Here is a 13,484-nt window from a genome sequence, read left to right as displayed (position 1 = left end):
TGGAGGGCCCTGCGGCCGGTCCGCCTCGATGTCAGGGAGTCCTGAATGCGGGTGCAGGAAGCGATCGCGGCCTCGGTCCACCGGCTCGGGGTCCGCCACGTCTTCGGCCTGATGGGCCGGGGCAACATGGGCTTCCTGCTCGACATGGTGCACCGGCACGGGATCGGCTACATCGGTGCGCGGCACGAGACGAACGCCGTCACCATGGCCGACGCGTACGCGCGCAGCACCGGTCGGCTCGGTGTGGCGACGGTCAGTGTCGGTCCCGCGTTCAGCAACGCGCTCACCGGGATCCTGGAGAGCGCGCGCGGCCAGACGCCGCTGTTGCTGTTCGCCGGGGACACCGCCACGACGCACGGCGACTACGGCCAGTTCCTGGACCAGGCGCCGCTGCTCGACGCGGTCGGGGTCGCCCACCGTCGGCTCGACGAGCCGCACCGGGTCGGCCCGGAGATCGCCGAGGCGGCCCGCCGCGCCGTGCACGACCGCCGGCCGGTGGTGCTGACGGTGCCGCTGGACGTGCAAGGCAAGCCGGTCGAGGTGTTGGTCGAGCCGGTCGGTCCACCCGAACCGGCACCGCACCCGCTTCCGGACGCCGCCGGCCTGGACGCCGCCGTGGAGGTGATCCGGCGGAGCCGACGCCCGGTGCTGCTCGCGGGCCGTGGCGCGCTCGCGCCGCAGGCCCGGGCGGCCCTGATCGAGCTGGCCGAACGGGCCGGCGCCGTGCTCGGTACGACCCTGCACGCCGACGGGCTGTTCGCCGGTGTGCCGTGGAACGTCGGGTTGCTCGGCGCGCACTGCACCACGTACGCCGCCGAGTTGGTGGCCACGGCGGACACGATCATCGCCTTCGGCACCGGGCTGGACCGCTACACCACCCGGGGCGGGCACCTGTTCCCACAGGTGCGGGAGATCGTGCACTGCGAGGTGGATCCCCGGCGGACCGCCTCGGCTCCGGTCACCGTCCGACTGACCGGGGACACCACGGCGACCGCCCGTTCGCTCGCCGCCGAGTTGCGGCGGGGCGGACACCGGGCCACCGGTTTCCGGACCGGCCCGTGGGATCCGCCGCCGCCCTCCCCGCAGCCCGCGACCGGCGCACCGGCACCCGGCTTCGTCGACCTCACCGAGTTACTGTCCACGCTGGACGCCTGGCTGCCGGCGCACCGGTCGGTGGTGCAGGAGAGCAGCCACGCGGCCGGGAACGCGGTGGGGCACCTGCGGGTGGCCGCGCCGCGGGCGCGGGTCAGCACGTTCGACTTCGAGTCGATCGGGCTGGGCCTGGCGAGCGCCGTCGGCACCGCCGTGGGCCGTCCGGACGCCCCGACGGTCGCCGCCGTCGGCGACGGCGGCGCGCTGATGGCCCTCGGCGAACTGGAGACGGCGGTCCGCCACCGGTTGCCGATCCTGCTGCTGGTGCTCAACGACAGCGCCTACGGCGCGGAGGCACGGGAACTGGAGATGCGCGGCCTGCCGATCACCGACGCGCTGTTCCCGACCACCGACTTCGCCGCCGTCGGCCGGGCGTTGGGGGCGGCCGGGACGGTGGTCCGCGACGTCTCCGACCTGGTGGCGATCCGCGACTGGATCGCCCGCCCGGAAGGGCCGTACGTGCTGGACTGCCGGCTCGACCCGACCCTGGTCTCCGGCTGGTTCCAGCACGCCATCGCCTCGCCCGACGGCTACCTGCGCCGGCCACGGTGGCAGCCATGACGAGACGTCGACCGGCACCGGCCGGGCAGGAGGGACGAGACTCGTGATCGTCATCATCGGAGCAGGTCCGGCCGGGCTGTCGGCGGCCTACCACCTCGGCGACGAGGAGTACACCGTCCTGGAGTCGGAGGCGGAGCCGGGTGGGCTCTGCCGCTCCTTCGACCTCGGGGGCGCCACCTTCGACCTCGGTGGGCACGCCTTCTTCACCAAGCACGACTACGTCCGGGACCTGGTCGAGCGGCTCTGCGAGCCCGGCGTGTTCGCACAGCCCCGCGAGGCGTGGGTGCACAGTCACGACACCTTCGTCCGGTACCCCTTCCAGAGTCACCTGCACGGGCTGCCGTCGGAGGTGGTGGAGGAGTGCCTGGTGGGCCTCTACGAGGCCGCCCGTCGGCAGCCGCTCGCCGAGCCACCGGCGAACCTGCGGGAGTGGATCGAGCTGACCTTCGGGCCCGGCATCGCGACCCGCTTCCTGCTGCCCTACAACGAGAAGCTGTGGGCCTTCCCGCTGACCGAGATCGCGCCGGGTTGGACCAGCAACCGGGTGGTCACCCCGGACGTCGCGGCGATCGTCGGCGGCGCGTTGCGCCCGGACCGTTTCTCCGACTTCCCGAACGCCGTCGTGCGCTATCCGGCCACCGGCGGCTTCGCCAACCTCTACCAGGGCTTCCTGCGTACGGTCGGCGACCGGATCCGGCGGCAGGACGTCGTCGAGGTCCGTCCCGGCGAGTCGGTGGTCCGGGTCGAGGGTGGTGCCACGATCGGTTACGACCATCTCGTCTCCACCATGCCGCTGGACGAGTTGGTGCGGCGTACCGACGGTCTCGACGACTGCTGCCGCGACGCCGCGGGCGAGCTGCGCCACAACAGCCTCCATCTGGTGAACCTGGTCTTCGACCGGCCGGCCATGACCGAGATGCAGCGGGTGTACTGCGCCGATCCGGAGATCCCGTTCCACAAGCTGGTGTTGAACTCGAACTCCAACCCCGAGCTGCGCGCGCGACCGTGCTTCGGCATCCAGGCCGAGGTGAGCTTCTCCGCGCACAAGCGCGTCGACCCGGAGGGCCTGACGGACCGGGTGCTGGCCGCGCTGCGCCGGATCGGCATCGCCGAGGCCGACGACCGGGTCAGCGCCGCGAGTGTGGTCACCCTGCCTCGGGCGTACCCGGTGCAGACGTCGGCGACCGTCGAGGCGCGTACACATCTGCTGGCGGAGTTCCAGCGGCGTCGGATCCACTGTGCGGGCCGGTTCGGCGAGTGGCTCTATATCAACTCGGACGACGCGGTGCTACGCGGCCGGGTCCGGGCCGAGGAGATCCTGGCGCACCGGGCCGGCAGCTCAGTCGAGTGACTCCGCCGGGGGCAGCCCCAACACCGTGGTCATCCACGGCAGCGCGACCTGGAGTTGACGGAGCTGGAACTCACGGACCAGCGGCAGCTTCGGCAGGAAGGGCAGACCGGCCCGGCTGGCGAAGAAGCCGGTGACCAGGGTGACCACCGTCGGGTCGGGGTCGGTGAGCATCTCGGCGGGCTGCGGCCCGCCTTCCAGGGTGAGGCTGGGCAGCCAGAACGCGAGGTCGAACTGCGGATTGCCGAGGGCGGCGTGATTCCAGTCGAACAGCACCGCCTGGGTGCCGCGGAAGCAGAGGTTGTCGCTGCGGACGTCGAGGTGGGTGACCGAGTCGCCGTCCATTCCGGCGAAGTCGGCGGCGTCGAGAATGGCGGGCAGGCATTTGTCCAGCCACTGCGGCGAACAGACGCGCAACGCCAGGAACTGGGTCGGGTCGCGGGCGATCTCGGGCCAGCCGCCCTGGCCGTACTGGGTGTGCGAGGCGGGGATCAGGCCGTCGACGGCCGGGCGGGCCGCCAGGTCGCCCAGCGTGTCCCGGACCGCCCGGAGCTGCTCGGCTGACCACGGTGGCGGCCAGGTCGAGGCGGAGAGATCCTCCAGCACGAGTACCGGCAGCTCACCGTCGTCGTACCAGCCGAGCAGCTCCGGCATGAACGGTGCGTGGAGCTGCCGGTAGACGGCGTGCTCGCGGCGTAGCCAGATCGCGCCCGGCTCGTCGTCGGCGTGCTTGACGAAGACGGTGCGGCCGTCGTCGAGGCGGGCGAGCCAGCGCCGGTTGTTGGAATATCCACGCCGGACGCGGACCGCGTGCACCACCCGTTGCCCGGTCGCGTGGGCGATCCGTTCCGCCTCGTCGACCGCGATCATCGCGTCCGCCTGCATCGAGTCACGATAACAGAGGGCCTGATCAACCGATTCACGCCGGTCACCCGGGTCCGGGGACGACGATCAATGGGTATTGCCCGCTCGACGGCCACCCCATATCGTCTGGCAATGCTCACTCGACCGGGCCGATCCGCCGCCACGACAGGTGTTCGCGGCCGGGCCGACACACGGTGATCAGGGCGGAGGGGCTCACCAAGACGTTCCGGCGGTACGAACGCGAGCCGGGCGTCCTGGGCAGCCTCCGGACCCTGTTCAGCCGGCGGCACACCACGGTGACCGCGGTGGACGAGGTGTCCTTCGAGGTGTCGGCCGGGACCCGGGTGGCGTACCTGGGGGCGAACGGCGCCGGCAAGTCCACCACGGTCAAGCTGCTGACCGGGGTGACGACCCCGACCCGCGGGCGGTGCACGGTCGACGGGATCGAGCCGCACCGCGACCGCGTCCGCAACAGCGGCAACATCGGTGTCGTGTTCGGCCATCGCAGCCAACTGTGGTGGGACCTGTCGGTGCCGGACTCCTTCCGGATCCTCAAACACATCTACGACATCGACGAGGCGGTCTACCGGCGCAACCTGTCGTTGTTCCGGGAACTGCTCGACATCGACGCGCTGGGCAACACCCCGATCCGGGAACTCAGCCTCGGGCAGCGGATGCGCGCGGAGATCGCCGCGAGCCTGCTGCACACCCCGGCCGTGGTCTTCTGGGACGAACCCACGATCGGGCTCGACCTGGTGCTCAAGGAGGCCGTGCGGGAGCTGGCCAACCAGATCAACCGGGAACACGGCACGACGATCTTCCTGACCAGTCACGACATCAGTGACATCTCCGCCATCTGCGACCAGGTGCTGGTGGTCGACCAGGGCCGGATCGTGCACCAGGGCACGCTCGCGGCGCTGCTGCGCACGGCCCGCCACCGGGCGGTGCACTTCGACCACCGGGGAGACGAGTCGCCCGAGCAGGTGGCGGGCCGGATCGAGGAGGCGCTGACCGGCACCACCGTCTCCGTCGACGACCAACAGCGGGTGACGATCGGCTTCCCCGTCGACCGGCTCACCGCCCGGGAGGTGCTCACCTGGGTCCTGCACCACTTCGACGTGACCGACTGTTTCGCGCCGGAGCCGGACCTGCAGACGGTGCTGCGGGAGATCTACGGTGCTCGCCAGCCGGCGGAGCACGGCTGAATGACGGTCGCGGTCCGCTCTCCCCGCCTGCGTCGTTACCTGCCGTTCGCGGTCAGCGGTCTACAGGCGACGCTGCAGTACCGGGCGAGCTTCTTCGTCAGCCTGGCCACCACGGCGACCAGCACCGCCGTGGTGGTCTTCCTGTGGCGTGCGGTCTACGCGGCCAGTCCCGACGCGGGACCCGGCGGCTTCGGCGTCGAGGGCATCACCACCTACCTGATCGCCGCCCAGGTGCTCGGGGTGCTGCACGCCAACCAGGTCGACAGCGAGATCGGGCAGGACATCCTGCGCGGCGACATCGCCGTCGCGCTGATCCGTCCGGTCAGCTATCCGGTGATGCGGATCTTCACCGCCCTGCCGGTGTTGATCACGAATCTGCTGATGGTGGGCCTGCCCACCTTGTTGATCTTTTCGGTGCTCTTCCCCCTACAGTCCCCGGCCCCGGTGGACCTGCTGCTGTTCCTGGCGGCGGTGCCGTCCTCGGCGGTGATCGCGTTCAGCCTCAACATGCTGGTCGGGCTCTGCGGCATCGCCACCACCAACATCTGGGGCATCCGCATCGTCAAGGAGAGCGTCGTGGTGTTCTTCGCCGGTCAGCTCGTACCGCTGGACCTGATGCCGGCGCCGCTGGCCGCCGCCGCCTCGGTCCTGCCCTTCCAGTCCATGGTGTACGCGCCGGTCCGCCTGCTGACCGGCCGGTACGACGGCGCGTCCGACGCGGTGGTCATCCTGGCCGGGCAGGTGGGCTGGGCGGTGCTGCTCGCCGGTGCGTGCGCGGTGCTGTGGCGGGTGTTCGTCCGACGCGTACAGGTGCTCGGCGGATGAGCGGCCCCGGTCGCGCGTCGCGGCGGGCCCCGCTGCGTTACGCGCGGCTGACCTGGTTCCTCGGTGGGGTCAGCCTCCGGCGGCTCGTGGCCTACCGCACCGACTTCCTGCTCGGCGGCGTCGGTTTCCTGCTCCGGGTCGGCGTCCAGGTCCTGCTGATCGGCAGCATCTTCCAGTTGGTGCCCACGGTCGGCGGCTGGTCGGTGGACCAGGTGTTGTTCCTGCTGGGCTTCGCGTTGCTGCCCCGTGGGCTGGACCGGCTCTTCACCGACTACCTGTGGGTGGTCGCCTGGCAGTTGATCCGCAGCGGCGACTTCTACCGGCACCTGATCCGGCCGGTGAATCCGCTGTTCAGCGTCCTGTCGGAGCGGTTCTTCTGGCCCGACGCGCTCGGTGAGCTGCTGGTCGGGTTCGCGCTGCTCGGGTACGCGGGCCGGCGGCTCGGGCTGACCGTGGACGCCGAGCTGGTCCTGGTCGGTGCCGGTCTGGTCGTCTGCGGCACGCTGATCTACACCGGGATCAAGCTGATCTTCGCCTCGATCGCCTTCTGGACGGTCACCAGCCAACCCGCGATGCACGCCGCCAACCAGCTCTCCGAGTTCGCCGCGTTCCCCCTGGAGATCTACCCGGGCGTGTTGCGGTCCGTGCTGACCTGGGTGCTGCCGTTCGCGTTCACCGCGTACATCCCGGTGGACTTCCTGCTCGGCGGGGACGGTCGGTTGGTCTGGCTCACGCCGCTGGTGGCGGCGGGCATGCTGGGCGTCGGCTACGGCATCTGGAACATGGGCATCCGCCGGTACGAGATGACCGGGAGCTGAGAGGAGAGGCATCGGTATGAGAAGACAGTTGCCGCTCGGTGAGCCGCTGGCCCGGGGTTACCAGTTCTACGCCTTCCCGTTGGCGATCCTGGCCACCGAGGCTCGGGCCCGGGACTGGATCCTGAGCAACTACATCCACGTCGCCTTCGACCCCAAGGCGCCGGACTCGCCGGTGCCGTTCGGCTTCTATCTCTACGACTACGCGATCAGCCCGTGGCTGGAGGTCGTCCGGGCCAGCCGCGAGTGGGTCGCCTGTGTCGGCGGGGACATCGTCGCGCTCTGCCGCGACTCCGTCGGTGCCGGCTACTACCCGTACCTCAACCTGGACGAGCACCACCTGCCCGGCCGGGCGCCCTACCAGCAGTGGCACCAGACCCACGACGTGCTGGTCTGCGGCGTGGACGACGACGAGGGCACGTTCACCGTCTACGGCTACACGGCCAACGGGTCGCTGCGGACCACCACGGTCGGGCAGGACGACTTCGCCCGCGCGTACGCGAGCCTGGACGAGGTGGAGAACGACTGCTTCCAGGTCTACTTCTACCGGGTACGACCGGACGCCAGCTACCGGATGCGGCTGCACGTGGTGGGCGGCGCGTTCGAGGAGTACCTGTCCGGGGCCAACCCGAGCAGCCGGGTCGACATGCTCCAGGAGGAGTGGGACCGGGCGTACGGTGTCGACTCCTACGCGCCGATCCGTGGATATCTGCGCGACTACCTCACCGGCGATGCGGCGTACGACATCCGGTACCTGCACGTGTTGTGGGAGCACAAGCGGCTGATGACGGAGCGGTTCGTCCGGCTGGCCGAACTCGCCCCGGCACTGGCACCGCTGGTGGACGACTGCCGTGCGATGCAGACCGACGCGGTGGCGTTGCGCAACGGGATGCTGTGGCACGAGCAGAAGGGACGGTCCTCCCGGTTCGACGTGGAGGCCATGCCCCGCCTGGAGCGGGTCTTCGACACCGAGGTGCGGGTGTTGCGGCAGGCCGTCGAGGAGATCCGGCGTCATCGGACGCAGGAGCCGGAGACGGATCAGTGGCACGGCCGTGAGGGCCTGCCGACAGCCGCGAAAGGCGGTGGCGGACGGTGAGCGTGGAGGCGGTGTGCACGGTGGTCCTGCGGATGCCGGCGCTGCGGCCCGACGACCACCTTCAGGTGCGGCTCGGCGGCGGTGAGACGCGGGACCTCCGGTACGACCGGCAGGCCGACGAGTGGACGGTCCCGCTCGATCCGGCGGCACACCCCGAGGGTGTCGACGTCGTCGTCCTCCTCGACGGCGACCCCCAGCTCGACGGGCCGCTACACCTGACCTCCGCCGAACTGGCCGCCCCGACCTGCTGTCTCGACGGGCGGGTCCACTTCGCGCGGCACCACGACGTCCTCGTCGGCGAGTCACATGTCGCGCGGCACTTCTTCCCCGGCGACCCGGACACCGCGCACCGCTACGACGTGATCGTCGTCGGCTCCGGTGCCGGCGGCGGCACCCTGGCGTACCGACTCGCCGAGACGCCGTGGCGGGGTGGCCGGCCACCGCGCGTCCTGCTGTTGGAGGCGGGCAGTTACCTGTTCGGAACGCACACCGGCAACCTGGCCCGGTACCAACCGGTCGGCCCCGACGTGTACCCGAACATCTTCCACCACTGGGGTGCCTTCGGTCGGCGGCGCTGGCGGGCCGCCGACGCCGAGAGCGCCAGGGCGCGGATCGCCCAGGGCCTCAACCTCGGCGGCCGGACCCTCTTCTGGGGAGCGTCGGCACCCCGGATGCACCGCTGGGAGTTCCGCGACTGGCCGGAGACGGTCCGCGACGAGCTGTGCGACGTCTGGTACGACCGCGCGGAGCAGTTGACCCGCGTCACTCCCCTGGTCCCGTCGGCGTACCAGACGATGGTCAAGGCCAGGCTGCGGGAGTTGCCCGCGTTGGCCGACTTCCGGCACTTCGATCCGCCGATGGCGATCGAGTACCGCGGACCGGTCCCCGGGGCGGTGCCGGCCGGGATCTGGTCGGCGGCCGAACTGCTGCTCAGCCGCGCGATGCAGGACGACCGCTTCGGGAACCTGCGGGTCCACCTGAACCACGAGGTGGTCGGGGTCGAGAGGGCGGCGGGCGAGGTCACCGGCGTGGTCGCGTACGACCACCTGGCAGGTCGGGACCGCACCTACCGGCTGGCCGACGACGGCGTGGTGGTGCTGGCCGCCGGCACGGTCGGCACCGCAGTGGTCGCCCAGGCGTCCGGCCTCGCCGATGACGATCCGCTGATCGGGCGCGGCATCACCGACCACCCGATCTACGTGGTGAAGTTCTGGGTGCGGCAGGGCGGCGACTGGCACAGCCGGTTCGACTCCAGCAAGACCGTCTCCCGGCAACTCACCGACGCCGCCGACGTCGACCCCGCCCACCCGTACAGCGTCACACTGGACCTGGGTGCGAACCTCAACCAGTTCCGGTTCGTCAACGCCCTGGAGTTCACCGGCGCGGACCTGGCGACGATCGACGGGAAGATGCCGGGCGAGCTGGTGTTCATGGTCGAGGCGCCGCTGGTCGAGCAGAACGCCGTGACCCGGACCGAGTCCCGGCCGGAGGGTGCGAAGCCGACCGCGCTGCCCACCATCCGCATCCATCCCAGCCCGCGAGCCGACCAGGTCCAGGCCGCTCTCGACAAGATCGCCGCCGATGTCGTCCGCGCCTTCGGCGGCGACGTGTACGAGCAGCTCTGGGCTCCGCTCGGCGGGGTGTCGCACGAGGTCGGCACGATGCGGATGGGGCGCGTCACACCCGGTCGGCAGCGTCCGGGAGTGGTCGACGAGAACCTGCGTGTCCGGGGCCACCGCAACCTCTACGTCTGCGACCTCTCCGTCTTCCCCAACTCACCGGCGGCCAACCCGACGCTGACGCTTGCGGCGCTGGCGCTGCGCCTCGCCGCACACCTCAGCACCTGACGGCACACCCCGAGGACGGCTTACTGCTCCGCAGGCGAGGTCACGATCTCGCGTAGCCCGTGCAGGAGTCGGTCGACGTGCTCGGCGGTCGTGCCGATGCCGATGCTGGCCCGGATCGCGTACCCGTCGGTCGGGCGGCCGAGCCGCGCGGCGGCGCCGGCCAGCAACCTCCGGCTGAGCGGGTGGGCGCAGAACAAGCCGTCGCGTACGCCGATCCCGTACTCGGTGGAGAGGCGGTGGGTGACGTCGGCTGCCCGCCGGTCGGCGACGGTGAAGCTGACGATGCCGACCCGGTCGTGATCGGCGTCGAACGTGCGCAGTTCCGCCACCTGCGGCAGGGCGGCGAGGCCGTCGCGCAGCCGGGTCAGCAGCTCCTGCTCGTGGCGGGCGAGAACGTCCGGCGCGGCGGCGGAGATCGTGGCGCAGGCGGCGGCGAGCGCGACCGCGCCCAGCAGGTTCGGCGTGCCGGCCTCGTGTCGCGCCGGACCGGTCTGCCACTGCACGTCGGCGGGCTCGTCACCGACGTGCCGGGTGGCCCCGCCACCGGACAGGTACGGGTCGGCGGCGTCGAGCCAGTCGGCTCGGCCGGCCAGGACTCCCGTGCCGAACGGCGCGTACAGCTTGTGCCCGGACAGCGCCAGGTAGTCGATGTCGGCGCCGGCCATGGAGACCGCGCGGTGCGGGGCCAACTGTGCGGCGTCGACGGCGATCCGCGCGCCGTGCCGATGCGCGATCTCCGCGATGTCGGCTATCGGCCAGACCTCTCCGGTGACGTTGGAGGCGCCGGTGACCGCCACCAGCACCGGCCCCGCGCTGTCCAGGGCGGCCAGTGCACGGGTCAGCCCGGACGTCACCTCGGGCAGGTCGGTGGGCACCGGCAGGCGGTGCACGCGCGGCCAGGCCAGAAGGTTCGCGTGGTGCTCGCCGGCCCAGGTCACCACGGTGGTGTGCGGTGGCAGGGCCCGGGCGAGCAGGTTCATCGCATCGGTGGTGTTCCGGGTGAAGATCACGTGGTCGTCCGGCCGGATGTCGAGGAAGTCCGCGACGGTCTGACGGGACTGCTCGTAGGCCAGCGTGCATCGGCGCGACGCAGCACCGGCACCCCGGTGCACGCTGGCGTACCAGGGCAGCAGCTCGGTCACCGCCTCGGCGACCTCGGCGAGACAGGGTGCGGTGGCGGCGTAGTCGAGGTTGGCGTACGCGGCGGTGGTGCCGTCGGCGAGGCGGACCGGCAGGTCGTCGCCGAGCACGGTGGGAACGATCGTGGGCACAGTGGTCCTCAGGTGACAGTGGACCCGTGGGGGTCCGCGCTTGCCGCTGCGGCGGTCGCCGGCGGCCTGGTCCTCACCCGGAGGCACCCCACCGCGGATATACGAGGGTTGCCGGTCAGCAGGCCGGGGCCTTGACGCTGACACTCATGACCGCTGCCGATGTTGCCACACCGGCGAGCCCGCCCGCTAGGGCCCGTGGCGCGCCCAGCATGTCCCTGTTCGTACGACACGCGACAGCCCCCTTGAGTCGCCCCTCGCCGCACCGGTCACGGTCACGCGCCGCCGATCGACTCCACCACGGTGAACAGCACACTCCATGATGGACGAACCAGTGGATCGCCTGTCAACTTCGCGAAGCACTTTCGGTCACCTCGTCGACGGCGCGACCAGCATCGGGCGGCTCGGTCCGGCCGACGCGCAGCAGGTGAGCCGGGCGGCCCTGTCGAGGCCGGGCCGCCCGGCTGACGAAACACCGGGCGGCGTCGTCGTCCTCTGCGTGGGTTCACCGCCGGGACGGGCTCATTCCTTCCAGGGCGAGTCGCACCAGCCGCTCCGCCTCGGCCGCACTCGTCGATTCCGCCGCCAGCGCGATCGCCTTGACGAGGGTCACCAGGTCGATCATCTCGACGTCCGCGCGTACGGTCCCTTCCTCGGCGGCTCGGCGCCGCAGCGGTTCGCCGGCCGTCACGAGCATCGCGGAGCAGGACTCGCTCTCCTGGGGCGCCCTGAGCAGGGAGGTGACCAGGCCGCGGGTGGTCGTGCTGTAGACCGCCAGCTCGCACAGCCAGGTCGTCAGCGCCTGGCGGGCGTCCGGCCCGGTCGACAGCTCACCGGCGCGGGCACAGAGCGCTTCGACCCGGTCGTGGAAGACCGCCTCCAGCAACGCCCAGCGGGACGGGAAGTGCCGGTGCAGGGTCGCCGAGCCCACGCCGGCGGCTCGGGCGATCTCCTCCAGCGACGCGTACGCGCCGTCCCGGGCGACCGCCTCGCTGGCCGCCGTGACGATCAGCGCGCGGTTGCGTTGTGCGTCAACTCTCATCGCCTGCCGTTTGAATAAGTGGGGTTACCCCCCCATATCGTAACCGACAGGAAGTGGGGTGCCACCCCACTTGTTCCGAGGAGGAGACATGGCCGTCCTTGTCATCGGCGCCACCGGCAAGCAGGGCGGATCCACCGCCCGGGCACTGCTCGACCGGGGCGTCGCGGTACGCGCCCTGGTCCGCGACACCACCAGCGCGGCCGCACTCGCCCTCCGCGACCGAGGAGCCGAACTGGTCCGGGGCGACCTGGACGATCCCGCCTCGCTCCTCGCCGCAGCGCGCGGAGCGGACGGCGTCTTCTCCATCCCCTTCCCGGATCTCACCGATCTGCAGGGCGATGCCGAGCTGCGCCGAGGGCGGCACCTCGTCGAGGCCGCCCGCAGGGCCGGGGTGCCGCAGTTCGTCCACAGCAGCGTCGCCGGTGCCGGTGACTTCCACCGCAACCAGCCGGGCTGGGCCGAGGGCCGCTGGGACCGGCACTACTGGGAGAGCAAGGCAGCAATCGACGAAGCGGTCCGCAGCAGCGGATTCGCCCGCTGGACCGTCCTCAAGCCCGCGACCTTCATGGAGAACCTGCTGGAGAAGTCCTTCCTGTTCGGCGACTGGTCCAGCGGCACCATCGTCACCGGCTTCGCCGCGGACACCCGCATCGCCTGGATCGCCGTCGACGACATCGGTGCGGCTGCGGCGACCGCCTTCACCGGATCGGGCACGCTGGACGGTAAGGAGGTGGAACTCGCCGGTGACATGCGGACCATGACCGAGGTCGCCGCGATCCTCAGCGAGGTCACCGGCCGGACCGTCACCGCGCCGGTCCTCACCCCGCAGGAAGCGGTCACGCGCGGCCTGCCGCCGTTCATGGTCAAGGTCGTCGAGCAGATCAACGAGAACGGCACCCCCGCTCGACCGGAGATCGCCCAGGCACTCGGCCTGCCCACCACGGACTTCCGCACCTGGGCCCGCCGCGCCCTCACCTGACCGCTCGGGTGCCGGGCCGGCTGCGGACGGCCGGCCCGGCAAGCCCGACGAGGTCACCCACCCGGGTCGAGGTCAGGACGGCCGTCGGGCCACCGCCTGGATCTCGATGAGCAGGTGCGGATGGGGCAGCTGGTGCACGGCCACGGTGGTGCGGGTGGGCCCGGTCTCGTCGAAGTACTCGGCGTAGACCTCGTTGTAGCCGCCGAAGTCGTTCATGTTGACCAGGTAGGTGGTGAGCTGGACGAGGTCGTCGAGGTCGGCCCCGACGGAGTGCAGGATGTCGCGGATGTTGTCGATGACGGCGCGGGTCTGCGCGCGGATGTCGAGGTCGGTGACGCCCATCGGGTCCGCTGCGGCGCCGACGATCGTGTTGTCCGGCCGACGGCTCGACGTACCCGAGACGAAGATCAGGTCGCCGACGACCTTGACGTGCGGGAAGCGGCCGCGCGGCGTGGCCATGCCGGGCACCACACCGTCGGGCC

At 71.3% G+C, this 13,484-nt stretch carries 12 protein-coding genes and 1 riboswitch; of the genes, 8 read left to right on the top strand and 4 right to left on the bottom strand.

Features of this window, described 5'->3' with window-relative positions; all coding sequences use genetic code 11:
- Positions 1–45: 45 nt before the first annotated feature.
- Positions 46–1,713 carry a thiamine pyrophosphate-binding protein gene (locus tag ACIBMZ_RS16505; protein ID WP_396694506.1) on the top strand — a complete coding sequence of 556 codons (1,668 nt, stop codon included), beginning with the start codon at positions 46–48 and terminating at the stop codon, positions 1,711–1,713.
- Positions 1,714–1,756: 43 nt separating this feature from the next.
- Positions 1,757–3,064 (top strand): protoporphyrinogen/coproporphyrinogen oxidase, encoded by a 1,308-nt coding sequence (locus ACIBMZ_RS16500; RefSeq protein ID WP_396694504.1) that lies wholly within the window; start codon positions 1,757–1,759, stop codon positions 3,062–3,064.
- Here the strand turns inward: ACIBMZ_RS16500 and ACIBMZ_RS16495 are convergent.
- Positions 3,053–3,946, bottom strand: a complete 894-nt coding sequence (locus ACIBMZ_RS16495) for an aminoglycoside phosphotransferase family protein (RefSeq protein ID WP_396694502.1) — start codon at positions 3,944–3,946, stop codon at positions 3,053–3,055. The two genes, ACIBMZ_RS16500 and ACIBMZ_RS16495, sit on opposite strands and share 12 nt — an antisense overlap.
- A 173-nt stretch (positions 3,947–4,119) precedes the next feature.
- Here ACIBMZ_RS16495 and ACIBMZ_RS16490 point away from each other — a divergent pair, with 173 nt between their 5' ends.
- Genes ACIBMZ_RS16490 through ACIBMZ_RS16470 form a run of 5 tightly spaced genes read left to right on the top strand, consistent with a single transcriptional unit; the run spans position 4,120 to position 9,713 of the window.
- Positions 4,120–5,130, top strand: a complete 1,011-nt coding sequence (locus ACIBMZ_RS16490; RefSeq protein ID WP_396694500.1) for an ATP-binding cassette domain-containing protein — start codon at positions 4,120–4,122, stop codon at positions 5,128–5,130.
- Positions 5,131–5,955, top strand: a complete 825-nt coding sequence (locus ACIBMZ_RS16485) for an ABC transporter permease (protein ID WP_396694498.1) — start codon at positions 5,131–5,133, stop codon at positions 5,953–5,955.
- A complete protein-coding gene (locus ACIBMZ_RS16480; protein WP_396694496.1) occupies positions 5,952–6,773 on the top strand; it encodes an ABC transporter permease in 822 nt (273 codons plus the stop codon). Before ACIBMZ_RS16485 ends, ACIBMZ_RS16480 begins: the two co-directional genes overlap by 4 nt.
- A gap of 16 nt (positions 6,774–6,789) precedes the next feature.
- Positions 6,790–7,866 (top strand): hypothetical protein, encoded by a 1,077-nt coding sequence (locus tag ACIBMZ_RS16475; protein WP_396694494.1) that lies wholly within the window; start codon positions 6,790–6,792, stop codon positions 7,864–7,866.
- Positions 7,863–9,713, top strand: a complete 1,851-nt coding sequence (locus ACIBMZ_RS16470) for a GMC oxidoreductase (RefSeq protein WP_396694492.1) — start codon at positions 7,863–7,865, stop codon at positions 9,711–9,713. The genes ACIBMZ_RS16475 and ACIBMZ_RS16470 overlap by 4 nt, the downstream gene beginning before the upstream one ends.
- A gap of 20 nt (positions 9,714–9,733) precedes the next feature.
- Here the strand turns inward: ACIBMZ_RS16470 and ACIBMZ_RS16465 are convergent, their stop codons facing one another.
- Positions 9,734–10,963 (bottom strand): aminotransferase class V-fold PLP-dependent enzyme, encoded by a 1,230-nt coding sequence (locus ACIBMZ_RS16465; protein WP_396694799.1) that lies wholly within the window; start codon positions 10,961–10,963, stop codon positions 9,734–9,736.
- A 52-nt stretch (positions 10,964–11,015) separates the two neighbouring features.
- A riboswitch (SAM riboswitch) is annotated at positions 11,016–11,136 on the bottom strand.
- A 350-nt stretch (positions 11,137–11,486) separates the two neighbouring features.
- Complete coding sequence (locus ACIBMZ_RS16460) at positions 11,487–12,023, bottom strand: TetR/AcrR family transcriptional regulator (protein ID WP_396694490.1); 537 nt, start codon at positions 12,021–12,023, stop codon at positions 11,487–11,489.
- Positions 12,024–12,111: 88 nt separating this feature from the next.
- Here ACIBMZ_RS16460 and ACIBMZ_RS16455 point away from each other — a divergent pair, with 88 nt between their 5' ends.
- Positions 12,112–13,002: an NmrA/HSCARG family protein gene (locus ACIBMZ_RS16455; protein ID WP_396694488.1), complete on the top strand. Its 891-nt coding sequence runs from the start codon at positions 12,112–12,114 to the stop codon at positions 13,000–13,002.
- 72 nt (positions 13,003–13,074) lie between these two features.
- Here ACIBMZ_RS16455 and ACIBMZ_RS16450 read toward each other — a convergent pair whose 3' ends face one another.
- Positions 13,075–13,461, bottom strand: a complete 387-nt coding sequence (locus ACIBMZ_RS16450; RefSeq protein WP_396694797.1) for a RidA family protein — start codon at positions 13,459–13,461, stop codon at positions 13,075–13,077.
- Positions 13,462–13,484 lie beyond the last annotated feature (23 nt).

The sequence above is a fragment of the Micromonospora sp. NPDC049900 genome (assembly GCF_044461025.1).
Taxonomy (GTDB): Bacteria; Actinomycetota; Actinomycetes; order Mycobacteriales; family Micromonosporaceae; genus Micromonospora.
Note: the sequence above shows the minus strand (reverse complement) of the source record. Positions and strands in the feature narration are given on the sequence as shown.